The organism is Streptomyces sp. NPDC051214, assembly GCF_040682375.1.
Classification (GTDB): domain Bacteria; phylum Actinomycetota; class Actinomycetes; order Streptomycetales; family Streptomycetaceae; genus Streptomyces.
The window spans coordinates 33012-56056 of record NZ_JBFBAT010000006.1 but is presented as its reverse complement, the minus strand read 5'-3'; the positions used below and the strand labels follow the sequence as shown (position 1 = coordinate 56056).

Annotated in this window: 24 protein-coding genes; 9 read left to right on the top strand and 15 right to left on the bottom strand. The window is 72.3% G+C overall.

Going from position 1 to position 23045, the window contains the following annotated elements:
* Positions 1-65: 65 nt before the first annotated feature.
* The 4 genes from AB0M70_RS16850 to AB0M70_RS16835 all read right to left on the bottom strand — a co-directional run bounded on the left by AB0M70_RS16850 (position 66) and on the right by AB0M70_RS16835 (position 4231).
* Positions 66-941 (bottom strand): hypothetical protein, encoded by an 876-nt coding sequence (locus AB0M70_RS16850; protein WP_365820741.1) that lies wholly within the window; start codon positions 939-941, stop codon positions 66-68.
* Positions 938-2218: a glycosyltransferase family 4 protein gene (locus tag AB0M70_RS16845; RefSeq protein ID WP_365820740.1), complete on the bottom strand. Its 1281-nt coding sequence runs from the start codon at positions 2216-2218 to the stop codon at positions 938-940. The genes AB0M70_RS16850 and AB0M70_RS16845 overlap by 4 nt, the downstream gene beginning before the upstream one ends.
* A 164-nt stretch (positions 2219-2382) precedes the next feature.
* Entirely contained in the window at positions 2383-3666 is a 1284-nt protein-coding gene (locus tag AB0M70_RS16840) for an ABC transporter substrate-binding protein (protein WP_365820739.1), read from the bottom strand.
* Entirely contained in the window at positions 3641-4231 is a 591-nt protein-coding gene (locus AB0M70_RS16835; RefSeq protein WP_365821128.1) for a hypothetical protein, read from the bottom strand. The genes AB0M70_RS16840 and AB0M70_RS16835 overlap by 26 nt, the downstream gene beginning before the upstream one ends.
* Before the next feature lie 135 nt (positions 4232-4366).
* Between AB0M70_RS16835 and AB0M70_RS16830 the strand changes: the two genes are divergently transcribed.
* From AB0M70_RS16830 to AB0M70_RS16820, 3 genes are read left to right on the top strand one after another with little or no spacing between them, the layout of a single operon-like run.
* Positions 4367-4879 carry a hypothetical protein gene (locus AB0M70_RS16830; protein WP_365821127.1) on the top strand — a complete coding sequence of 171 codons (513 nt, stop codon included), beginning with the start codon at positions 4367-4369 and terminating at the stop codon, positions 4877-4879.
* Between the two features lie 4 nt (positions 4880-4883).
* On the top strand, positions 4884-8039 hold the full coding sequence (locus AB0M70_RS16825; RefSeq protein ID WP_365820738.1) for an ATP-binding cassette domain-containing protein: 3156 nt from the start codon (positions 4884-4886) through the stop codon (positions 8037-8039).
* Positions 8036-8725, top strand: a complete 690-nt coding sequence (locus AB0M70_RS16820; RefSeq protein ID WP_365820737.1) for an ATP-binding cassette domain-containing protein — start codon at positions 8036-8038, stop codon at positions 8723-8725. The genes AB0M70_RS16825 and AB0M70_RS16820 overlap by 4 nt, the downstream gene beginning before the upstream one ends.
* Here the strand turns inward: AB0M70_RS16820 and AB0M70_RS16815 are convergent.
* Positions 8703-9596, bottom strand: coding sequence for a transglycosylase family protein (locus AB0M70_RS16815; protein ID WP_365820736.1), 894 nt, complete (start codon positions 9594-9596; stop codon positions 8703-8705). The two genes, AB0M70_RS16820 and AB0M70_RS16815, sit on opposite strands and share 23 nt — an antisense overlap.
* 119 nt (positions 9597-9715) lie before the next feature.
* Positions 9716-10351, bottom strand: a complete 636-nt coding sequence (locus AB0M70_RS16810) for a transglycosylase family protein (protein WP_365820735.1) — start codon at positions 10349-10351, stop codon at positions 9716-9718.
* A gap of 526 nt (positions 10352-10877) precedes the next feature.
* Between AB0M70_RS16810 and AB0M70_RS16805 the strand changes: the two genes are divergently transcribed.
* Both AB0M70_RS16805 and AB0M70_RS16800 read left to right on the top strand, forming a co-directional pair.
* Complete coding sequence (locus AB0M70_RS16805) at positions 10878-11684, top strand: hypothetical protein (RefSeq protein ID WP_365820734.1); 807 nt, start codon at positions 10878-10880, stop codon at positions 11682-11684.
* A 142-nt stretch (positions 11685-11826) separates the two neighbouring features.
* Positions 11827-12126, top strand: a complete 300-nt coding sequence (locus AB0M70_RS16800) for a hypothetical protein (protein ID WP_365820733.1) — start codon at positions 11827-11829, stop codon at positions 12124-12126.
* Between the two features lie 89 nt (positions 12127-12215).
* On the opposite strand, the gene der is transcribed toward AB0M70_RS16800, so the two are convergent.
* The 6 genes from der to AB0M70_RS16770 all read right to left on the bottom strand — a co-directional run bounded on the left by der (position 12216) and on the right by AB0M70_RS16770 (position 17265).
* Positions 12216-13688, bottom strand: a complete 1473-nt coding sequence (gene der / locus AB0M70_RS16795) for a ribosome biogenesis GTPase Der (protein WP_365820732.1) — start codon at positions 13686-13688, stop codon at positions 12216-12218.
* A 70-nt stretch (positions 13689-13758) separates the two neighbouring features.
* The gene (locus AB0M70_RS16790) at positions 13759-14445 is read right to left on the bottom strand and encodes a lysophospholipid acyltransferase family protein (protein ID WP_363210719.1); all 687 of its coding nucleotides are present in this window, start codon (positions 14443-14445) and stop codon (positions 13759-13761) included.
* Complete coding sequence (cmk, locus tag AB0M70_RS16785; protein ID WP_363211132.1) at positions 14403-15095, bottom strand: (d)CMP kinase; 693 nt, start codon at positions 15093-15095, stop codon at positions 14403-14405. Before cmk ends, AB0M70_RS16790 begins: the two co-directional genes overlap by 43 nt.
* 121 nt (positions 15096-15216) lie before the next feature.
* Positions 15217-16302 carry a prephenate dehydrogenase gene (locus AB0M70_RS16780; RefSeq protein ID WP_365820731.1) on the bottom strand — a complete coding sequence of 362 codons (1086 nt, stop codon included), beginning with the start codon at positions 16300-16302 and terminating at the stop codon, positions 15217-15219.
* The gene (gene aroH / locus AB0M70_RS16775) at positions 16299-16661 is read right to left on the bottom strand and encodes a chorismate mutase (protein ID WP_363210717.1); all 363 of its coding nucleotides are present in this window, start codon (positions 16659-16661) and stop codon (positions 16299-16301) included. Before aroH ends, AB0M70_RS16780 begins: the two co-directional genes overlap by 4 nt.
* Positions 16662-16791: 130 nt before the next feature.
* Complete coding sequence (locus tag AB0M70_RS16770; RefSeq protein WP_365820730.1) at positions 16792-17265, bottom strand: YidB family protein; 474 nt, start codon at positions 17263-17265, stop codon at positions 16792-16794.
* A gap of 188 nt (positions 17266-17453) precedes the next feature.
* On the opposite strand from AB0M70_RS16770, the gene AB0M70_RS16765 reads away from it, so the two are divergent.
* Genes AB0M70_RS16765 through AB0M70_RS16750 form a run of 4 tightly spaced genes read left to right on the top strand, consistent with a single transcriptional unit; the run spans position 17454 to position 19965 of the window.
* On the top strand, positions 17454-18131 hold the full coding sequence (locus tag AB0M70_RS16765) for a hypothetical protein (RefSeq protein WP_365820729.1): 678 nt from the start codon (positions 17454-17456) through the stop codon (positions 18129-18131).
* A 58-nt stretch (positions 18132-18189) separates the two neighbouring features.
* Complete coding sequence (locus AB0M70_RS16760; protein ID WP_365820728.1) at positions 18190-18783, top strand: DUF6529 family protein; 594 nt, start codon at positions 18190-18192, stop codon at positions 18781-18783.
* Positions 18780-19241, top strand: a complete 462-nt coding sequence (locus AB0M70_RS16755) for a Rieske (2Fe-2S) protein (protein ID WP_365820727.1) — start codon at positions 18780-18782, stop codon at positions 19239-19241. Before AB0M70_RS16760 ends, AB0M70_RS16755 begins: the two co-directional genes overlap by 4 nt.
* A gap of 22 nt (positions 19242-19263) precedes the next feature.
* Entirely contained in the window at positions 19264-19965 is a 702-nt protein-coding gene (locus AB0M70_RS16750; RefSeq protein ID WP_365820726.1) for a nucleotidyltransferase domain-containing protein, read from the top strand.
* On the opposite strand, the gene AB0M70_RS16745 is transcribed toward AB0M70_RS16750, so the two are convergent.
* The 3 genes from AB0M70_RS16745 to AB0M70_RS16735 all read right to left on the bottom strand — a co-directional run bounded on the left by AB0M70_RS16745 (position 19962) and on the right by AB0M70_RS16735 (position 23036).
* Positions 19962-20981, bottom strand: coding sequence for an ADP-ribosylglycohydrolase family protein (locus tag AB0M70_RS16745; protein WP_365820725.1), 1020 nt, complete (start codon positions 20979-20981; stop codon positions 19962-19964). The genes AB0M70_RS16750 and AB0M70_RS16745 overlap by 4 nt on opposite strands.
* On the bottom strand, positions 20978-21706 hold the full coding sequence (locus AB0M70_RS16740) for an NUDIX domain-containing protein (RefSeq protein ID WP_365820724.1): 729 nt from the start codon (positions 21704-21706) through the stop codon (positions 20978-20980). The genes AB0M70_RS16745 and AB0M70_RS16740 overlap by 4 nt, the downstream gene beginning before the upstream one ends.
* Before the next feature lie 142 nt (positions 21707-21848).
* Complete coding sequence (locus AB0M70_RS16735) at positions 21849-23036, bottom strand: pseudouridine synthase (RefSeq protein ID WP_365820723.1); 1188 nt, start codon at positions 23034-23036, stop codon at positions 21849-21851.
* Between the last annotated feature and the right edge of the window lie 9 nt (positions 23037-23045).

Here is a 23045-nt window from a genome sequence, read left to right as displayed (position 1 = left end):
GTGCCCGGCGTCGCGGACAGCCACGGTCCGCGATGGCGCCGGCCCTTGGAGCCATGCCCCCTGGATCAGCCCTCGACCGTGTTCGCCTCGCGAACGCGGATCGCGAGGTCGTTGTCGTTCGTGTAGTACGGCCCCGCCTCCAGCGGTCCGTGCGCCGCGGTGTCGAGCCGGACCGCCGGGTAGGTGAAGATCTGCTTCTTGTCCGGGATGTCGTCCAGGAGCCGGGCGAGCCGGACCCTCGGCCCGCTCTCCCCCGCCGGGCGCAGCCAGAGGTCCCAGGGGCCGACGCCGCTGTCCGCGAGCACGTCGCACCGCAGCCCGAAGCTGAACTCCACGCCGTTCGCCGTCAGTTCGTACCGCTCGGCCCGGTCGGGCTCCGCGCGGCGGGTCGCCTCGGCGTAGGCGGCGCCGGTCAGCGCGGTGCCGTACACGCGGCCCTGGACGGTCACCGAGGTGCCGGTGATCTCCAGCTCGCCGATCTCCGCGTGCGGGGCGCGCAGCCAGCTGCGTACGGAGAGGTTGCCCTGCTTGGTCGCGTACGGGATGCGGACGTCGATGTGGCCGCGGGCGCCGCTGGGGGCGCGGTCCACCAGCGAGCGCAGGTCGTTGACGCCGGGCGCCAGGCGGCGCGGGGTGGCGCCGCCGACCTCCACGTAGGCGTTCCAGCGGCCCTCGGCCAGCTCGACGCTGCTGGGCAGCGCGGCCCGCAGCCGGCCGTCGGCCGCCGGGGACAGCGGCAGGTGTACGTCCTCATCGGCGGAGGCGGCGTCGCGGCGGCGCAGCAGCAGATAGGCGGCGCCCTCGCCGCCGGGGTCGGTGACGTCGAAGGTCAGGCCGCCCGCGGAGTCGGCTATGCAGTCGGCTCGCGGGGCCGCGGCGACGTCCTGGTCGGCACCGGAGTCGCAGGGCGATGAGGCGTCCGAGGTGGCCAAGGCCGTCATGCGGTGGATCCCTTCGTCTGTATGCCGCTGGTCGGTACCCCGTGTCCGATGTCCCGTACCGCGTAGGCGCCGTTCAGGAGCGCGCCGCGGGTGCGGTGCAGTGAGCCGCGCATCCGGCCGCCGAAGGAGCTGCCGCGGGCGATCATCCCGGTGAACATCGCGTCGTAGCGCTCGGCGATGCGGACCGGGTCGAAGCGCTCGGAGTCCTCGAGGGCGGCGTCCCCCATCTGCCGCCGGAGCGTGTCGTCGTTGATCAGTTCGAGCAGTCCGCCCGCTATCGCGTCGGGGTTGCCGACCTCGACGAGGCGCCCGTCGACGCCGTTGTCGATGATCTCGCCGGGCCCGTGCGGGCAGTCGGTGGCGACGACGGGCAGTCCGCAGCGCATCGCCTCGACGATGGTCATGCCGAAGGACTCGAGGCTGGAGGTGACCGCCGCGATGGAGCCCTTGGCCCACTCGGGCTCGATGGGGTGGGCGGGCCCCATCAAAAAGACGTGGTTGTAGAGGCCGAGCTCGTCGATCAGGGCGCGCAGCTTGTCCTTCTGCTTGCCGCCGCCGTATATGCGAAGGCGCCAGTCGGGGCGCTGGGCGCGCACCTGGTCGAAGGCCCGGATCAGCAGGTCGTACCGCTTGACGGGGGCGAGCCGCCCCGCCGCCACGACCCACTTCTGGGAGCCGTCGGCGGGCTCTATGCCGGGCGCGGGCACCGGGTTGGGCACGGCCTGGACGTGGACTCCGGGCAGGCGCATCTTGCGGCGGTAGGCGCGGGCGTCGGCCTCGGTCGTCGTGGTCAGGACGTCGAGGCGGGGGTAGACGCTGCGCAGCTGACGGCGCAGCTCCTTGGAGTGGCTGTCGAGGGTGAGGTGCTCCTGGCCGACGCGCAGCGGGCCGCGCGCGGTCTCGCGGGCGAGGTGCACGTTCAGGCCGGGACGCGTGCCGACCACCACGTCGGCTCTGGCCGAGGACAGATGCTCGGCGATGCGCCGGTCGGTCAGGGCGCTGTACTGGTCGTAGCGGCCTTCCGCGCTGGGGAAGGTCCGTGCGGGCCGCAGGGCGTCGGCGGACTCGCCCTCGTAGCCGGGGCTTTCCTTGCGCATGTCGACGAGGTGGCTGAGCCTGACGCGGGAGTCGGGCGCGAACACGGGTTCGTCGCGGTGCCGGAAGACGGAGACGATCTCGACGTCGTGCTGCTCGGCAAGAGTGTTCGCCAAGTTGTACGTCGTCCGGATCGTCCCGCCGATTCCGTACGCGTTGTGAATCAGGAAAGAGATGTGCATGCGTCCCCGTATCCCACGCTTCCCCGCGGACAGTCCTTCTCGTCCGCCTACCGCAGGGTTAGACGGGGATTACGGGCACAGGGTTGGGTTTCATCATCATCTTGTTCTTGAACAGTTGTGCCATCGGTATCCGGTTTCGGGAACTTTCCTGCTAGCTACACGCATCATGGCTGGTAGGAGAGCTGCGGCACGTCGAAGCAGTTGTCGTTCATGTCCCCCTGTGTGACCCAGCCCTCACCGTCCTTCCAGCGGGCCACCGACACACAGGTCCTACGGTCGGCGGGCGGACGCGCCCGCTCCTCGTACCGCACCGGGAGCAGCAGCCCACGCGCCGTGTAGGACTCGCCCCGGTTCATGAAGCGGTCGACACATGCGCTGGTGACGTCACCCCGGCAGGACTTCGCCGCGTCCGTGAACCACATCGCTGCCGCCCACCCCTCCAGTTGCCACTGCGAGACATCCTTGTGCCCCTTCATGGCATCGCGGAACTCCCGTACGGCGGGTTGGCCGGTTTCCTCGTGGTTGCGGCTCGCGCCGGTGGCCCACAGGGCGTTGCGGCAGCGCGGGGCGTCCTTGTAGTCGTCGGCGACGGTCGAGGTCCAGTTCTGGACGTTGGTGACCTTGGCGGTGACGTCGGCGCCCACGTCGTCCATCGCCTCGCACAGCTGGGCGTTGCCGTGCGTGTCCATGGCGTCGAAGACGAGGTCGGCGCCCTGCTCCTTCAGGTCGGCCGCCGCCGCGCGGAAGTTGGGCAGCGCGAAGTCGACCTGCTCGGTGACCACCTTGTAGCCCTCGGCCTTCAGGCCCCGGGTGACGAGACGGGCGTACGCGGCGGACGCGGCCTGGTTGTAGGAGACGACGGCGGCCGTGCGTGCCCCCTGCTCCCGCTTGAAGTAGCGGTAGACCTCGGTCCCGCCGATCAGCTTGCCGCCCCAGCCGGGCTTCCCGTCGCGCGGGGCGAGGCTGCCGTAGATCCCGTACAGATGCGGATAGGTGTCGTACGCGGACCCGATCGGCTGGCCCCCGACGTCGGGCACGCGCGCGCGGGAGACGCGGGAGGCACCCGCGTAGTCGAGGGAGCTGGTGGCGACGAGCGCGACGACACGCTCCTCCTCGACCAGCTTGTCCACGCACTCGTTGTTGCCGACGCCGCTGCCGCCGTCGTCGCACGTGCGCACCTCGACCTTGCGCCCGTCGATCCCGCCCCGCGCGTTCAGCCGCTCGAAGTACGCCTTGGCCCCGTCCCGGGGCCCGGTGAAGGCGGAGCCGCCGACCGGGCTCGTCGCGCTGGTGATGATGCCGACCCGGACCGGCGCCCCCGGCGGGGCGGGCGCCGCGCTCCTGCCCTCGAAGTCGCTCTCCGGGAGCCGGCTGCCGCACCCCGCCACCGCCACCGCCACGAGCAGCGCGGCCCCCAGGACCTCAACAGCCCGGACCGGGCGACTCATTGCCGCTCAGCTTCACCAGTGCGCAGAGAGTCTTGACGGACACCTTCCAGGTGTCGTCCTGGTTGACGGAGGTGCCCGATGCGGCGGGCAGCGCGGTGGCGCCCTTCAGGGTCAGGGCGTACGTCACGTCCGCCTCGGTCGCCGAGCTGAACTCGACCTTGTTGACGTCGGCGCTGACCTGCTTGCCGCGCTCGTCGCCGTTGAAGCTCTCCAGGACGCCCCGCATCTTCGCCCCGTCCTCCAGGACGGCCTCCTTCTCCTTCAGGGGGACGGCAGGGTCGAAGAACTTCTCGAAGTTCTTCTTGACCTCCTTCTCGGCCGCCGCCGGATCCGCGGGCTCGTCCTCCGCGGGCTCCTCGTCCTCAGGTGCCGGCGAAGAGGCCTCCTGGCTCGTCCTGTCCGTGGACGGCTCGGGCGGATCGCTGTCGCCGCCCCCGCCGCTGTCGTCACCGCATGCCACGGCGGCCGGAGCGAGCAGCAGGACCGCGGCTGCCGCGAGGGCCGCGCTCCGCACCCTTCCCCGCCTGAGATCGCTCCCCCGCTTGGGGCTGGTCCAGAAAACCATCTGGCTCACCACCGGGTGTCCGTCCGGGCCGCCTGGGCCCGGAGCTTTCAGGGTCAGCTTGCAGAAGGCATAGTGCAAGCCATCGGCTGACATGGACAGCCCACCGACGCTACGAACGTGTCCCAGGGGGCGCAGATGCGGGCGGCTCAACCGGATCAGACAGACCGTTCGGCCCGGCTGCGTGCCGTGCGCCCCGTCCTCTGGGCCGCCTTCGCCGCCCTCGCCGTGGGCGCGGTGCTCTGCGTGGTCGGCTGGTACGGCACGTCCGGCGAACGCTTCGCCGAGCGGCAGCTCCCGTATCTGGCGTCGTGCACGGTGCCCGGCGCGGCCCTGATCGTCGCCGGGGCGGTGCTCTTCGCGCACGGCCGGAGCACGCTGGCCACGGCCCGCGTCGAGGAGCTGTACGAGCTCCTGGTGACGGCGGGTTCGCCTGCCGCCACGACGCAGCGGCCGGCCCCGGTGGCGAGCAGCGGCGACCTCCTGATGATCCCCGGCGGCACGCTCTGGCACCGCGCGGACTGCCCCCTGGTGGCGGGAAAACCGGAAGCGGTCCCCGCGGACGCCCACATTCTCGCGACCGGCGGCCTGAGTCCCTGCCCCATCTGCGAACCGCAGCAGACCCCGATCACCCCGTCCCCGGAGCGCTGACCCGGTGGCCTCCCTGAGCTACGACCTGACGCTGGCCGGGCTCGCGGTCGGCAGCGCGGCGGCCCTCACCGGCATCGGCCTGATCGTCACGTACCGCGCGACCGGTGTCCTCAACTTCGCGCACGGCGCGATCGCCATGATCTGCGCGTACGTCCTGCGCCAGCTGACGGTGGAGTGGAACTGGCCGCTGCCCCTGGCCGCCGCGGTCACGCTCCTCCTGATCGCCCCGGCCATCGGCCTGCTCCTGGAGAAGGCGGTCTTCCGGCCCCTGTCGATCCTGGGCAGCGACCCGGCCCAGACCCTGGTGGCGTCCATCGGCGTCTTCGTCCTGCTGGTCGGCGGCGCGGCGCTGGTCTGGGGGCCGGGAGCGAAGGCGGACGCGCCCACCCTCGTGTCGGCGGACCCCTGGGTGCAGTTGGCGGTGACGGTGGTCCTCGCTCTGCTGGTCTGGGCGGTGACCCGCTGGACCCGCTTCGGCAGCGAGCTGCGGGCCGTGGTCGACAACCGTCCCCTCGCGGTCCTCAGCGGCATCGACGCGGACCGGGTGGCTTCGGCGGGCTGGGCGTTCGGCGCCTTCACAGCGGGGCTCACCGGCGTACTGCTCGCTCCCTTCGTACGCCTCGACCCCTACGGCATGCCGCTCCTGGTGATGGAGGTCGTGGCGGTGGCGGTGGCGGCCCGTATGCGGAGCCTGTCCGTCGCGATCACGGTGGCGCTCGGACTCGGCGTGGCGCAGAGCCAGTTGACGCGCCTGCATCCGTCGGGCTGGGCGGAGCCCCTCCTGCAGTCCCTGGGAGCGAACCTCTTCGTCCTCGCTCTCCTCGTCGCGGCCCTCGTCCTGCCGGGCATCGGCTCGCACAGCACGCTCCCTCGCACAGCGACGGCGCGTGTCCCCACGCCCCCGGGCGCGTGGATCGTGGCCGCGGTCCTCTTCCTCATCCCCCTGGGCTTCGCGGGCCCGGACCTGACGACGTCGGTGCAGGTCCCCGCCCTAGCCGTCGTCCTCCTCTCCCTGGTGGTCGTCACCGGCCGGAGCGGCCAGATCTCCCTGGGGCAGGCGGCGTACGCGGGTCTGGGCGCGCTCTTCACGGCACTTCTCGCTTCGGGCCGCTTCCCGGGCCTGCCCGAGCTCCCCCACCTCCCGGCCCTGGCCGTGGCCGTCCTCCTGGTGGCCCCCCTCGGCCTCCTCACCGGCTGGCCCGCGATCAGCCGCCGGGGCCTCGCGCTCGCCCTGGCGACGTTCGCGGTCGGCGTGGGCGTCAGCCGCTTCGTCTTCGCCCAGCCGTACGCGACGTCGGGCCTGGCCCTGGACCGCCCGGCGGGATTCGACAACGACCGCGCGTACTACGTCCTCGAACTGCTCCTCCTCGCCGCGGCATTGCTCTTCGCGGCCGGCATGCGCCGGGGCCGCATGGGGCGGGCCCTCGCCGCGATGCGGGATCACGAGGCGGGGGCGTCGGCCGCGGGGGTGCCGGTACGCGGCCTGAAGCTGACGGCGTTCGTGGCCGGCGCGGGTCTCGCCGCTCTGGGGGGCGGGATGCTGGGCATGGGGTTACGGGCCTTCGACCCCGCCGCGTACGACCCCGTGCGCGGGCTCCTGTGGTTCGCGGCGGTGGTGGTCCTCGGCGCCGACAGCCTCCTCGGGGCCCTGCTGGCGGCGGCACTCCTGGTGGGCCTGGACGCGGGCACGCGGGGCGGGGTGGCCGCCGCCCTGATCGGCGTCCTGGCAGTCCTGACGGGCCGCTTCCCGGGCGGCCCCTACGAGGCGCTACGTTCCCTCACGACCCACCTGACCCGCCACCCCACCTTGACCCCCTTGGGCACCCGAACCCGAACCTCACTACCCCCACTCCCTCAGACCCCCCGCAACACGACCCCCACGAACACCCCCTCCCTCCCACCCACCCGCTCCCCCCACAACAAACGGAAACCCACACCCAACCGACTGAGCCCGCCCCCCAGCAAACCACTGCCGCCCCACACCCAACGGCCCGGCCGACCCCCCGACGCCGAGCAGACGGGCCGCGAGAACACCCCCGCAACATCGGAACCGGGACCGGCACCGGCTTCCAGCGGGGCGCTGACGGCCCTCACCCGACTACTCCCCTGGCGGGCAAGCCTCACCCGATCGTCTGAACGGCCACCCCGCGGGGGGCAGACGGGCCGTGAAAGCACCCCCACGGCAGCGAAACCGGGACCAGCCCACAGCGGCGCGATAGCAGCCCTGTCCCGCCGACTCCCCTGGCGAGCAAACCCCACCCAGCCGCCCGGTCGGCCACCCCGCCGCGAGCAGACAAGCCGTGAGAGTGGCGCCGGAGCGCAGGCGTCGGTGCCGCCGGAAGGGGCGGTTCGGGATGGGGGGCCTGAGCACGGTCCGCGGCGCTTCGGAGTCGAAGGAGGCTCGCCGCCGCCCGCCGGCGGTGAGGACGGGCGCGGCGAGGCGGGCCCGTCCCCGCGACGCCCTCTCGGCAACTGCCCACGCACCCTCACCGCCCACCACATCACCGCCACCTACGACGACGGGTTCACCGCCCTCGATGGCGTGACCCTTTCCGTGACCCCAGGCCATGTCACCGCCGTCATAGGACCCAATGGCGCAGGCAAAAGCACCCTCTTCCACTGCCTGGCCGGCACCCTTCGTCCCGCCACGGGACGCATCACCCTCGGTGGCAGGGACATCACCCGCACCCCCGCCCACGCCCGGACCCGCCTCGGTCTGGCCCGTACGTTTCAGCAGTTGGCGGTGTTTCCGTCCCTGAGCGTTACGGAGAACGTTCAAGTCGGAGCGGATCAGGCAGGGTTTCCGTCCGCCACCGTCCAAGCCCTGCGTCTCCTCTCTCTCCACCACCCCGCGATCCGTCATCACCCCGCCGCGGACCTCCCCACCGGCACCCTCAGGCGCGTGGAAGTGGCCCGCGCCCTCGCGGGCCGCCCCCACACCCTCCTCCTGGACGAACCGGCGGCAGGCCTGGACACCGCCGAGGTGGCCGCACTCGCCCGCGTCCTGCGCGCCCTGGCCGCCGACGGCATGGCCCTCCTGGTGGTCGAGCACGACATCGACCTCATCGCGGACCTGGCCGACACCGTGCACGTCATGGCGGCGGGCCGCATCGTCACCTCGGGGCCCCCGACCGAAGTCCTCCACAGGGCGACACCATGAGAACCGGCATCGAACTCCACGCGGCCCGGGTCCGCTACGGCCCCCTCGAAGCACTGCACGGCGTGACCCTCGCCGCCCCCGCCCCCGGCCTCACCGTCCTCCTGGGCCGCAACGGCTCGGGCCGCACCACGGCCCTGCGTGCCCTGGCAGGCACGGCGCGCCTCACCTCCGGGGCCGTCACCTGGGACGGCGCGGACGTCACCCGGCTCACCGCCCACGAACGCGCGACGCGGGGCCTGTGCTTCGTACCGGACGGACCTGCCGTGTTCAGCCACCTCACGGTCAGCGAGAACCTCGGCCTTGCAGGCCCCGAGGCCGCCCCCGACCTCACCCCGGCCCTGGACGCGTACCCCGAACTACGCCCCCTCCTCCACCGCCGCGCAGGCACCCTCTCCGGCGGCGAGCAACGCATGCTGGCGCTCTCCCGCGCCCTCCTCACGACCCACGCCCGGGTGATCCTCATCGACGAACCCACCCAGGGAATGTCCACCTCCGTCGCGTCACGTACCTACGACCTCCTGGTGGGCCTGAGCGCGCACGCCTGCGTCCTGACCGCCGAACAACGCCTGCCGCCCGGCCTGCGCGGACACGCGGGCCAGGCGGCAGTGGTGGTGCACGAACTACGCCGTGGCGAGGTCGTGTTCAGCGGCGAGGCGACCGAACTCAGCCGCCGGAGGCGGTCCTGACGGGCTCAGGGCTCGCGGCGGCAGGCTCGTCGGCCCCGCCGGTCCCTCCGGTCTGGGCGGCCTTCGAGGGCTCGGGAGTCTCTGACGGCTTCGGGGGCTCCGACGGCGACGCGGACTCCGAAGGCGCGGCCGTCTTCGAGGGCTTCGCGGGCGCGGAGCTCTCCACGGGCTCGTCCGGCTCGGCAGGCTTCGCGGGCTCCGAAGGCCTGGCCGTCCCCCCGGGCTTCGCAGTCTCCCCGGGGTTCGCCGGCTTGGCGGGCTTCGCGGGCTTCGCCGGGGACTTCCCCGGGATGACCAGCCTGGTACCGACACCCAGCCGGTCAGGCTCGCTTCCCACCGCCTTGCGATTGGCTCGATACAGAGCTTGCCAGCCGCCCCGCACCTCGTACCGCCGCGCGATGGAGCTCAGCGTCTCCCCCGCCTTCACGACGTGCACGACGAAGTAGCCGTCCCGGATCTCCTTGGGGATCTTCTTGGAGCAGACGGGCCAGGCATTCCACCCCTGGTTGCGCACCACGGCCTCGGCGACCTTGATCTGCTCCTTCTTGGTGGCGAGATCGGCACGCGGCGCGTACTTGAGCCCGCCGTGCTCCTCCCAGGTGGACTGCCGGAACTGCAGCCCTCCGTAGAAGCCGTTCCCGGTGTTCACATGCCACCGGCCGGTGCTCTCGCAGTGCGCGAGGCAGTCCCAGGGCCCCCCGCTCCGGGAGCAGTCGAGCGCCCCGACGGCGGCTCCGGCCCCCGGCAGGGGCGCGGCCGGAGCAGGAGCAGGAGCGGCGTGCGCGGTCGCGGACGCGGGCAGCAGCAGTGAGGTGACAGCGGCGATGACCAGACCGGCGGGCCACAGCGACCGAAGACTCTTGATCGGCATCGGATGCATCCGCCCAAGCTAGGCAGCGCCACCGCGGCAAGGAGCCGTGCCGCGCCGCCACGGGCGTGGCCCCACCCGGTCGGATGAGCGGGTAAGACCACGCCCCGAAGGGCCGGAACTCAGAGGTCGAGCCGCTGGCCGGGCAGGATCACGTTCGGATTCCCGCCGATGACCGCCTTGTTGGCGGAGTACACCTTCTGCCAGCTGACGCCGTGCGCGGCCGCGATCCGGCTGAGGGTGTCCCCCTGCCGAACGGTGTAGTCACCGCGCCCGGATCCCCGGCCTGCATGACTCGGCACACGGTTCTGCGGCTGCGCGGACGGCCGCTCGGCCGCCTTGGGGGCCTGCGGAGCCTTGGCCGCCTTGGGCGCCGCCGGAGCGGCTGCCGCCCCCGGCGCGCTGCCGGACGCACCCGCCCGCGCCGAGCAGCTGGGCCAAGCGCCCCACCCCTGGGCGCGCTGGACCTTCGTGGCGACAGCGATCTGCTGCGCCTTGGACGCCTTGTCGGCGGTCGCCGCGTAGGCGCCTCCGCCGTACGCCCGCCAGGTGGACGCGGAGAACTGAAGCCCTCCGTAGTAGCCGTTCCCGGTGTTGATGCTCCAGTTTCCGCCGCTCTCGCACTGTGCGATGCGATCCCACACTCCGCTGTCCGCCGCTCCGGCCTGGCCGGTGGCGGTGAGCAGTCCCAGCGGGGCGAGCAACGCCGCTCCGCCGATCACTGCTGTCCTGCGAACGCACTTGGGACGTGCGGACATGAATTTCCCTCTCGAAGGACCCGGGGTCCCCCAGGTGCCCCGGACCTCCGCGCGCATCTGGCGCCGGAGGCCCGCGCACCCCGTCCGCCGGAGTTCGGCACGTTCGTGCCGTGGTGCTCGAGCTGGCTGTCTGGTGCGGCCGGCGGACGTACCCGAGCGGTGCTCGCTGCACACGGCGGTGGAATCTAGGTGCCTCCTCGCCCCGATATCAACCAACTCCTTGTCATTCCAGGCCAGTTGGCCGTTACCCGAAGTAGCAGCCAATTCAAGCCAGCCACTTAATTACCTGATTTCATTATTTGTCGACCTGTCGGCATGGTGATCTGTGACCCAGCTCACCGGTGCAACTTGCCTGTAAGCGGCAGATGTTGGCGCGGAGTGACGGATCTGGTCGGGCAACTCACCCTCCGCTGCGGATGGTTCGATTCCGTTCGCCTTCGCGCGTGACTTGCGCCACTGATCGCCCGTTGTCTTCTTATGAGCCGGGCACCCCCGGTCCGCACGCAACGAGTCCGAGGAGCCCCCCGTGCCGCGCATGCTCGACGTCGGCGACGACGTACGCGCCGAGATCGGCGACGAAGAAGCAGACCGGCTGCTCGCCGGAGAGAACGCCCCGGGCAGTTACGACTGCACGTCCTGCCGGACCCCGGGCGACACGGAGCAGGAACGCACCAGCACCGTCCTGTTCATCGGCGACGAGACCGCCGTACTCGCCTTCGCGCACGCCACCTGCCTGCCCTCCCAGATCGTCCAGGTCTCCGAGGAGCAGCTGCAGGGTGCCGTGCGCTCGATCACCGGCGAGGAGGGCACCGGCCTCGCCGGTGTCGCGGGACCCGGCCCCGCCGAAGGAGTGCCCGACCAGGCGGTCCTCGGCGTGACCAGCGGTCTCGTCCTCATCGACGGCGAGCTGCATCCCGCCCTCGTCGTCGAGCCCACCGGCGCCATCGCCCGCCCGGGGTCCGCCCCCGGCGGTGGCGACGACTTCCTGCAGCTCCTGATCGAGCAGGGATTCACGCCGGCGGCCTCGCTGGACGACGTGCCCCCCGTGCTGCACGGCTGGTCGGTGCTGCTCGCCGCGGGCCAGCTGCACGCGGTGCTCCAGCCCGGCGCGGGCGGCGGCTCACCCGTCGCCTGGTGGCAGGCCCACCACCCGCTCCAGGTCACCGAGGCGTGGCGGTCCGCGGCGAACAAGCTGCAGTCGGTGCTCCTGTTCGCGGCGCCGGTCGGCTCCATCGGCCGCCAGCCCCGCGAGGACCTGCTGCGCGGCGCCCTGGACAAGGCGGCGACGCACGGACGTCTGGTCGCGGCCTCGATGCCGCTCGCGGGCACCTGAGCCCGTGCGGGCCGCGCCGCCGTCACGCCCCGTGAAAGCGGCGCGGCCCCCGCATCCCTGCGCGCACGGGGTCGTTGGCACATACGTGCACACATACGACCCCTCCCGCCCCCGCCCGGCATACCAGACCCCCATCCCGTCCATGCGCTCGGCGCAGGACGCGGGGGGCGACCACTCGGCCACACCGATCTACGACGCGCTCTACTTGGAGTACCGCAGGTCGTTCAAGGCCCTCCCGGGAGACCGGACCGGCGAGGAGGATCTGGGGTTCACGTCGTTCGGCTCCGCGCCCTACGGCATGCACCGGGTGGGTGACCGGCTCGACCCGCGGCACCACACCTTCAGCCAGCTGCACGTCAGCCGCTACGGCCACGAGCAGCACGGCACGGTGCACCAGCAGTTCCCGGCGGCGCTGCCGCCGGGGCCACGCCGGGGGCTCTGAGCCACCACCGCGTCACCCGCACCACCAGCAACGGGCCGGGCCCCGCCTTCTCTCCGAAGGCGGGGCCCGGCCCGTTGGTCCATCCGTGGCTACTTCTTGCGGCCGCGCTTCTCGCGCACGCGCACCGAGATGTGGATCGGCGTGCCCTCGAAGCCGAACTCCTCACGGAGCCTGCGCTCCACGAAGCGGCGGTAGCCGTGCTCGATGAAGCCCGAGGAGAACAGCACGAACCGCGGCGGCTTCGTGCCCGCCTGGGTGCCGAAGAGGATGCGGGGCTGCTTGCCGCCGCGGATCGGGTGCGGGTGGGAGGCCACGAGCTCACCGAGGAAGGCGTTGAGACGGCCCGTCGGGACGCGCGTCTCCCAGCCCGCGAGGGCCGCCTCGATCGCCGGGACGAGCTTCTCCATGTGGCGGCCGGTCTCGGCGGAGACGTTCACCCGGGGGGCCCACGCGACCTGGAGGAGCTCGGTCTCGATCTCCCGCTCCAGGTAGTAGCGGCGCTCCTCGTCGAGGGTGTCCCACTTGTTGTACGCGACGACGATGGCGCGGCCCGCCTCGACGGCCATCGTGACGATGCGCTGGTCCTGGACGCTGATCGACTCGCTGGCGTCGATCAGGATGACCGCGACCTCCGCCTTCTCGACGGCGGCCGCCGTGCGCAGGGAGGCGTAGTAGTCGGCACCCTGCTGGAGGTGGACGCGCTTGCGGATGCCCGCGGTGTCCACGAACTTCCAGACGACGCCGCCGAGTTCGATGAGCTCGTCGACCGGGTCACGGGTGGTGCCCGCGATCTCGTTGACGACCACGCGGTTCTCGTTCGCCACCTTGTTGAGCAGCGACGACTTGCCGACGTTCGGACGGCCGATGAGCGCGATGCGCCGCGGGCCGCCGATGCCGCCGCCGAAGGACTGCTCGGGCGCCTCGGGCAGCGCCTCCAGGACGGCGTCCAGCATGTCGCCCGTACCGCGGCCGTGCAGCGCGGAGACGGGGTACGGCTCGCCGAGGCCAAGGGCCCACAGGGCGGTGGCGTCGGCCTCGCCGGAGGGGCCGTCGACCTTGTTGGCGCACAGGACGACGGGCTTGCCGGACTTGCGCAGGAGGCGCACGACGGCTTCGTCCGTGTCGGTGGCGCCGGTCGTGGCGTCCACGACGAAGACGACCGCGTCGGCGGCCTCGATCGCGTACTCCGCCTGGGCGGCCACGGACGCGTCGATGCCGAGGACGTCCTGCTCCCAGCCGCCGGTGTCGACGAGCTTGAAGCGGCGGCCCGCCCACTCCGCCTCGTACGTCACGCGGTCGCGGGTCACGCCGGGGCGGTCCTCCACGACGGCCTCGCGGCGGCCGATGATGCGGTTGACGAGGGTCGACTTGCCGACGTTCGGGCGGCCGATGACCGCGAGGGCGGGCAGCGGGCCGTGGCCCGCGTCGCCGATCGCGCCCTCGACGTCCTCGGGGTCGAAGCCTTCCTCCGCGGCGAGCTCCATGAACTCCGCGTACTCGGCGTCGCCAAGCGCCCCGTGCTCGTGTTCAGCCGAGCCTTCGGGCTGGATCTGGTCGTTCATGAAGTCCGTACCTCTGTCGTATTCGTGATCGGTGGACCCTCTCGCGACGGTCCACTACTGAAAGTCTCGCTCAGCGCCCGGTCAGGCGCCTGGCGTCGGCCAGGTGCGCGGTGAGCCGCTCCTGGATGCGCACGGTCGCCTCGTCGAGGGCCTTGCGCGTACGCCGTCCGCTGTCGTCGCCCGCCTCGAAGGGGTCGCCGAAGATGACGTCGACCCTGCTCCGCAGCGGGGGCAGCCCCTTCCACAACCGTCCGCGCTTCTCCGTGCTTCCCAGCACCGCCACCGGGACGATCGGCGCCCCGCTGCGTACGGCGAAGTAGGCGAGGCCTGCGCGCAGCGAGGCGAAGTCGCCCTCGCCGCGTGTGCCCTCGGGGAAGATCCCGAGGACGCCGCCGTCGTCGAGCACACCGAGGGCCTGGGTGATCGCCGTGCGGTCGGCGATCTCACGGTCCACCTTCACCTGCCCGATGCCGCGCAGGAAGCGGTCCAGGGGGCCTATGAAGGCTTCCTTCTTGATGAGGAAGTGCGTCGGCCTCGGTGCCGTGCCCATCACCATCGGGCCGTCGACGTTGTGGGAGTGGTTGACGGCCAGGATCACCGGGCCGGTCACGGGAACCTTCCAGGCGCCGAGGACGCGGGGCTTCCACAGGCCGTACATGAGGCCGACGCCGATGCGGCGGCCGACCTCCGCACCCCGTTCCGACGGCGCCGCGGTCACTTCGCCGCCCGCTTCTCCTCGACGAGGGTGACGACGCACTCGATGACCTGCTGCAGCGTGAGCTCGGTGGTGTCCACCTCGACGGCGTCGCCCGCCTTGGCCAGCGGGGACGTCTTGCGGCTGGAGTCGGCCGCGTCCCGCTTGATGAGCGCCTCACGCGTCGCGGCGACGTCGGCGCCCTTGAGCTCGCCGCTGCGGCGGGCGGCGCGGGCCTCGGGCGAGGCCGTGAGGAAGATCTTCAGGTCGGCGTCGGGCAGGACGGTCGTACCGATGTCACGCCCCTCGACGACGATGCCCTTCTCGGCGGAGGCGGCGATGGTGCGCTGCAGCTCCGTGATGCGGGCACGCACCTCGGGGACGGCGCTGACGGCGCTGACCTTCGAGGTGACCTCGGTGGTGCGGATCGGCCCCGCGACGTCCGTGCCGTCGACCGTGATGGTCGGGGCGAGCGGGTCGGTGCCGGAGATGATCTCGGGCTTGCCCGCGACCGCGGCGATGGCGGTCGGGTCCGTCAGCTCGATGCCGTTGTGCACCATCCACCACGTGATCGCGCGGTACTGGGCGCCGGTGTCCAGGTAGCTGAGGCCCAGCTGGGCGGCGACGGCCTTGGAGGTGCTCGACTTGCCCGTGCCGGAGGGCCCGTCGATGGCGACGATCACTGCTGCGGGCGCCGGGCCGGCGGTTTCCACGGTTTCCACGGGGTGCGAAACCTCTCTCAGGACGCGGGGGCGGGGTAGCGGGGCGCGGACACGCCCCGCACAAGGTTACTGGCTCCCGCGCGCACCTCTTACTGCCGGATGCCCCGGGCCTTCACTGCCGGATCGCCCAGCCCCGCTCCCGCAGCGCCGCCGCGAGCACCGGCACGGCCTTCGGCTCCACCAGGAGCTGCACGTGGCCCGCCTGCTGCCCGGTGGCGTGCTCGATGCGGACGTCCTCGATGTTCACCCCGGCCCGCTCGGCGTCGGCGAAGATCCTGGCCAGCTGTCCCGGCTGGTCGTTGATGAGCACCGCGACGACCTCGTACGCGGTCGGGGCGGCGCCGTGCTTGCCGGGCACCCGGATCTGTCCGGCGTTCCCGCGCCGCAGGACGCTCTCGACGCCCGCGGCGCCCTCGCGCCGCTTCGCGTCGTCCGCCGACTGCAGCGCACGCAGCGCCGTCACCGTCTCGTCGAGATCGGTGGCGACGGCGGACAGCAGGTCGGCGACGGGACCCGGGTTGGCCGAGAGGATGTCGATCCACATCCGCGGGTCCGACGCGGCGATGCGCGTGACGTCACGGATGCCCTGGCCGCACAGGCGCACCGCCGTCTCCTCGGCGTTCTCCAGGCGGGCGGCGACCATGCTGGAGACCAGGTGCGGCATGTGCGAGACGAGCGCGACCGCGCGGTCGTGCGCGTCGGCGTCCATGACGACCGGCACGGCACGGCAGAGGGCGACGAGCTCCAGGGCGAGGTTGAGGACCTCGGTGTCGGTGTCGCGGGTGGGCGTGAGGACCCAGGGCCGCCCCTCGAAGAGGTCCGCGGTGCCGGCGAGCGGGCCGCTGCGCTCGCGCCCCGACATGGGGTGCGTGCCGATGTACGGGGTGAGGTCGATACCGAGCGCCTCGAGCTCACGGCGGGGGCCGCCCTTGACGCTCGCCACGTCGAGGTAGCCGCGGGCCGCGTCGCGCCGCATGACGTCGGCCAGCGTGGCGGCGACGTGCGCGGGCGGCACGGCGACGACGCACAGGTCGACCCGCCCCTGGGGCGCTTCGTCGGTCCCGGCGCCGAGCGCGGCCGCCGTGCGGGCCTGGCCGGGGTCGTGGTCGGCGAGGTGCACGGTCACGCCGCGCGATACGAGGGCCAGGGCGGCGGAGGTGCCGATCAGGCCGGTGCCGATGACGAGGGCGGTTCTCACTGGGCGATGTCCTTGCGCAGGGTGGCCGCGGCACCGAGGTACACGTGCGTGATCTCGGCGCGGGGCTTGGGGGACTCTATGTGCGCGAGGACGCGGACGACCCGGGGCATGGCGCCGTCGATCTGCAGCTCCTGCGCGCAGATCAGCGGGACGTCCACGATGCCGAGCTTGCGCGCGGCCGCCGCGGGGAAGTCGCTGTGCAGATCGGGCGTCGCGGTGAACCAGATGCTGATCAGGTCCTCCTGGGTCAGCGCGTTCCGCTCGAGGATGGCGGTGAGCAGCTCGCTGACCTGCTCGTCCATGTGGTCGGCCGCGTCCCGCTCCAGTTGGACGGCGCCCCGGACCGCTCGTACCGCCACTGTGCTGCTCCTCGCTCGCGTGTCTACGACTGCTGTGCGGACCAAGGGTAGTCAGCGCCCGGGGGACGAGTGCGCGGCGCCCGTCTGCCGAGACGGCCGCCGCGTGCCTCACCGGATGGTCACGGAGGAGTCAGAGCCGTTGGTCCTTGATGATGTCCTCCAGCGAGCCGGACGGGACCTGCCCTGCCGGGGTCAGCTGGTCGACGGCCTGCGGCAGCTGCCGCGCGATCTGGTCCGCGGCCTCGTCACGGCTGACGCCCGCTTCCTCGGCGACCTTCTCCAGGGTCGCGTCGGGGACGGCCTGTTTGACGTGGTCCGGGCTCAGCGGCTGGTTGTCGCCCTTGCCCACCCAGGAGTCGAGCTGGTCCTGGCTGACCAGGCCCGACTTCGTGATCATGTCGAGGAGGCCGCCCAGCGGATTGCTGCCCACGGAGCCCCCTTGGCCGCCGTTCGCGCCGCTTGCTCCGCCTGCTCCGCCGCCCAGGAGGCCGCCGAGGAGCGAGCCGAGGATGTTGCCGCCGTGGGAGGCCCCCAGGTCTCCCTGGTCCTTCTGGCCGCCGCCGAGGAGACCGCCGAGAAGGCTTCCCAGATCGTTGCCCGCCATGGTCACGCCTTTCGAGTGTGTGGCCGGTCCCGCGCACCGAGGGGCGCAGGCCTCAGACCCTGCCAATGTCACCCGAATCGCCCCCTGTCGCCACTTGGCCCGATTGGTGGCCGTTCAACTATGGACGCCGAGGCACGGGTCCGCTTGCATGGAGGAGCCGTCACGGCCCACGCCTCGGGGGAGGCCGCATGAAGCGCTCGGGACCGCTGTACACGCTTCTGGGGGGACTGCTGCTCGCCCTGTTCATGCTGTCGCTCAACGCGACGACAGGGGAGGGCAACACGTCGTACGGAGGAGATTCGCCCGGCGGCGCGGCATCACCCGCGCCCACCTCCGCGAAGCCCACCAAGAGCACGCCCGCACCCTCCGAGAGCCCGTCGAAGAGTCCCTCGAAGAGGCCGGCGGGCAAGTCCGAGTACGCGGGCCGCACGGCCGACGACGCCGCCGCGATCTCCCTCTCGATCCGTGACGACAAGGCCATCGCGTACTACTGCAACGGCCGCGACGCGGAGTCCTGGCTCAAGGGCGACGTCGAGGACGACGGCTCCATGCGGCTGACCGGCAAGAAGGGCGCGAAGCTGGAGGGCACGCTCGCCGGCAACGCGGTCACCGGCACGGTCGAGGTCGGCGATCAGCCGCGGGACTTCACCGCCGCCAGGGCGAAGAAGCCGTCCGGTCTGTACCGCGCGACCACCGAGGTCCGTGGCGCCGAGATCGACGGCGGCTGGATCGTCCTGCCCGACGGGCGGCAGGTCGGCATCGTCAAGCGCGACGGCAAGCCGCAGCCGGCCCCCCGCCTCGACCCGGAGACCGGCGCCGTCGTCGTCGACGGCGACCGCCTCACCGCCCGCCCCGTAGAGCCCTGACAGTCCCTGACAGGCCCTGAGCACCCCCCGCTCCGTCCGCCCCGACCATGGAGCCGCCATGAGCGTCGACCCGAACGCCGCGACCCAGGGCGGCTTCGGCCCGCCCCCGGGAGCCGGTGACCACCGCCGTCCGCACCCGGCGCGCTATCTCGTCCCCGCCCTGGTCGCCGGGGCGGTCGCGGTCGGCCTCGGGGTGTACGGCAAGGCGCACGACCCCGAGGGCACCGCCTTCAACCTGGCCGGGTTCAGCAGCACGAGCGCGGTCAAGGCCTGGCTCGGCACGACGGCGTTCGCCTTCGCGCTGGTCCAGATCGTCTCGGCGCTCATGGTGTACGGGCGCCTGCCGGGGCCGTCCTGGTCGTCGGCGCTGCACCGCTGGTCGGGGCGGATCGCGTTCCTGGTGGCGGTCCCGGTGGCGGTCCACTGTCTCTACGCCCTCGGCTACCAGACGTACTCGTCCCGGGTGATGTGGCACTCGCTCCTTGGCTGCTTCTTCTTCGGGGCGTTCAGCGCCAAGATGCTGCTGCTGCGCTCGGAGAAGCTGCCGGGCTGGCTGCTTCCGGTGATCGGCGGTCTGGTGTTCGTGGTCCTCACGGTGGTCTGGTGGACGTCGGCCCTGTGGTTCTTCCGTACGTTCGGGGTGACGACATGAGCGGCACACCGCCGTCACGGCGCACCGTCCTCGCCGCGGGCGGCGTGGTCGCGCTGACCGCCGGATGCAGCAAGTACGGGGACGAGGGGGCGGAACCGGAGCCGCCGAAGTCGGAGGCCACGTCTGCCGAGCCCTCGAAGTCCGGCGGGAAGGACGAGCCTCCGCCCAAGCCCGAGGAGTTGGCCAAGACCTCCGACATCCCGGTCGGCGGCGGCAAGGTCCTCAAGGACAAGAAGATCGTGGTGACACAGCCCGAGAAGGGCGACTTCAAGGCCTTCTCCGCGGTCTGCACGCACTCGGGCTGCACGGTCAGCGACGTCGCGGACGGCACGATCAACTGCGCCTGCCACGGCAGCAAGTACCGCGTGGCGGACGCCTCGGTGGCGGACGGCCCGGCGCCACGCCCGCTCGCCCCGGAGAGCATCAAGGTCACCGGAAATTCGATCACGCGCGGCTAGCCGGTGGCCGTACGCTCCCGGCATGCACCGCCCCACGGACACCGACCTGGACCTCGTACGCGACCACACCGTCTACGCCTGCGTGATGGGCTCGCGCGCCTTCGGCCTGGCCACGGACGGCAGTGACACCGACCGCAGGGGCGTCTTCCTCGCCCCCACGCCCCTCTTCTGGCGTTTCGAGAAGCCGCCCACGCACGTGGACGGACCGGCTCCGGAGCAGTTCAGCTGGGAGCTGGAACGCTTCTGCGAGCTGGCCCTGCGCGCCAACCCGAACGTCCTGGAGTGCCTGCACTCCCCCCTCGTGGAGCAGCTCACGGAAACCGGCCGCGAACTCCTCGCCCTGCGCGACGCGTTCCTCTCCCGCCAGGCCCACGCCACGTTCGCCGGCTACGCGCTCGGCCAGCACAAGAAGCTGGAGGCGGACGTACGCCTGCACGGCGCACCCCGCTGGAAGTACGCCATGCATCTCCTGCGCCTCCTGACGAGCTGCCGCGACCTGCTGCGCACCGGCAGGCTGACGATCGACGTCGGCGACGAGCGCGAGCCACTGCTCGCGGTCAAGCGCGGCGAGGTGTCCTGGGCGGAGGTCGAGTCCCGGATGCGGCGCCTCGCGGCGGAGGCGGACTCGGCAGCCACTCGCACCCCGCTCCCCGCCGAGCCGGACCGGGAGCGGGTGGCGGACTTCCTGTTCCGCGCGCGCCGCGCTTCAGCGGCGGCGGCCTAGGTGAACTGAGCGCCCTCCCCGTCCCAGAGCGCCCCGAGCTCCAGCAGTTCCCCCCGGTACTCGATCCGCCCGGCCCACTCGGCGGGCCAGGCGTCCGCGCCCAGGTGGGCCCCCGCGAAGGCACCGGCCAGGCAGGCGATCGAGTCGGAGTCGCCGGAGGTGCAGGCGGCCCTGCGCAGGGCCGTGAGGGGCTCGTCCACGAACTGGAGGAAGCACAGCAGCCCCGTGGCGAGCGCCTCTTCGGCGACCCAGCCCGCGCCCGTGGCCAGACAGGGGTCCGTCTCCGGGTTGGCGTCCCGCAGCGCGCCCTCCAGACGTTCGAGGACCGCCAGGCACTCGTCCCAGCCCCGGGCGATGAACATCCCCGGCGTCGGGTCGTCGTCCCGCGCCCACAGCTCGCCGAGCCAGCGCGCGTGGTAGATCTCCCGGTTCTCGTACGCGTACGAACGCAGCAGCCCGACCAGCCCCGTCGGCTCGGCGCCCTCCGCGAGCAGCCGTACGGCGTGCGCGGTCAGGTCGGACGCGGCGAGCGCCGTCGGGTGGCCGTGGGTGAGCGCGGACTGCAGCTGGGCCGCGCCCGCCCGCTGCTCGTCGCTCAGGCCGGGAGCGAGCCCGGTGGGTGCGACGCGCATATTGGCGCCGCAGCCCTTGGAGTGGATCTGGCTGGCCTCTTCCCACGGCTTGCCGGTCTTGAGGAGGTAGCAGGCCTTGAGGCAGGTGTTGCCGGGGGCGCGGTTGTTCTCCGGCGACTGGTACCACTCCACAAACTCCTCGCGCACCGGCCGCTCCATCCGCTTCGGCCCGAGCAGCCCCCGGTCCATGGCGGTCCGCAGGCCGCGGCCGAGCGCCAGCGTCATCTGCGTGTCGTCCGTGACGATCGCGGGCCGGGGCAGCTCCATCTCCCGCCAGGGCCCGCACTTGGCGAGGATCGACGGCACGTCGTTGAACTCGGTCGGGAAGCCGAGCGCGTCCCCCAGGGCGAGGCCTATCAGGGATCCGGTGGCGGCACGCTTCATGAGGGCTTTCCTTCCGAGGGGACGGTCGAGGGGCGCAGGAGGGGCGGGTGCAGGGCGGTGGCCGGGCCCGCCCGGTAGACGGCCGCCGGTTTGCCCCGGCCGCCGGTCAGGCGCGCGGCACCGGGGATCGCCTCGACGAAACCGGAGGTGCCGAGCACCTTGCGCCGGAAGTTCGCCGGGTCGAGTTCGGCGCCCCACACCGTCTCGTAGACCTGGCGCAGCTCGCCGAGCGTGAACTCGGGCGGGCAGAAGGCGGTGGCCAGGCCGGTGTACTCGAACTTCGCGCGGACGCGGTCATGGGCGTCGGCGAGGATCCGGTCGTGGTCGAAGGCGAGCGGCCCCTGAGTGCCGTGGGGCAGCCACTCGGCGCGGGCCGCGTCGCTGCCGGCGTGCACTGCGGGCGGATCGGGGACTAGGGCCGCGAAGGCGACGGAGACGACGCGCATCCGGGGGTCGCGGTCCGGTTCGCTGTAGGTGCGCAGCTGTTCCAGGTGGAGTCCGGCGCTGTCGGTGAGGCCGGTCTCCTCGGCGAGCTCGCGTCCCGCTGCGGTCTCGGCGGACTCCTCCGGCAGCACGAATCCGCCGGGCAGCGCCCAGCGTCCGGCGTACGGTTCCTGCCCGCGTTCGACGAGCAGCACGTGCAGGCGGCCCGCGCGGACGGTGAAGACGGCGAGGTCGACGGTGACGGCGAACGGCTCGAAGGCGTACTTGTCGTAGCCCTGCACGATCCCCCCACTTCTTTATGGTCAGAGCGACTATAAAACTGGGAGGGCTCGCACCGCAACAGGCAACTTCGCCCGGGACAGGCAAAAGGCGGCCGGCCCCTGCATCCGCAGGGACCGGCCGCCTTCACTGACCTCGGACCGCCTAGAGGTCGACTTCCTGCATCAGCATGCCGACCTCGGTGTTCGAGAGCCTGCGCAGCCACCCCGACTTCTGGTCGCCGAGCGCGATCGGCCCGAAGGACGTCCGCACCAGCTTGTCGACGGGGAAACCTGCTTCCGCGAGCATGCGGCGCACGATGTGCTTGCGGCCCTCGTGCAGCGTCACCTCGACCAGGTAGTTCTTGCCGGTCTGCTCGACGACGCGGAAGTGGTCCGCGCGGGCGTACCCGTCCTCGAGCTCGATGCCGTCCTTGAGCCGCTTGCCCAGGTCACGCGGGATCGGGCCGACGATGTGCGCGAGGTAGACCTTCTTCACGCCGTACTTCGGGTGCGTGAGGCGGTGCGCGAGCTCACCGTGGTTGGTGAGCAGGATGACACCCTCGGTCTCGGTGTCGAGCCGCCCCACGTGGAACAGCCGCGCCTCGCGGTTGTTCGTGTAGTCCCCGAGGCACTGCCGCCCCTCGGTGTCCTCCATGGTGGAGACGACACCGGCGGGCTTGTTCAGCGCGAAGAACTGGTACGACTGCGTGGCGACCGTCAGGCCGTCGACCTTGATCTCGTCCCGCTCCGGCTGGACCCGCAGGCCCTGCTCCATCACGATCTCGCCGTTGACCTCGACGCGGGCCTGCTCGACCAGCTCCTCACAGGCACGGCGCGAGCCGTAACCCGCGCGGGCCAGGACCTTCTGCAGCCGCTCGCCCTCCTGCTCGGCGCCGGGGAACGTCTTGGGCGGGCTGACCTTCGGCTTGCCCGCGTAACGCTCGCGGTTGCGCTCTTCCTGCCGCGCGTCGTACTCACGGGACGTCGCGGGAGCTCCCGCGCCACGGCGCGTGCCCCTGTCCGAGCCCTGAGGCGCCCGGGGGCCGCCCTTGGCGCCACCGCGCGCGGCCGCGCCGCGGCCCTTCCTGTTGGCGTCGCCGCCCACGTCGTAGCGACGCTCCTCGGGGCGGGGCTTGCTCTCGCGCTTCGGCGCCTGGTCGTCGCGACCGCCTGCGGCACCGCGACCCTGCCGGTCGGGGCTGTTGCCCGAACCCCGGTAATCGCGCCCGCCGCCGCCGCTTCCGCGACCGCCGCCGCTTCCGCGCCCACCGCTGCTGCCACGGCTGCCGCTGTTGCCACCACGGCTCCCGCCGTTGTTTCCGCTGCTGTTCCTGCCGTTGCTGCTTCGCATCAAATTTCC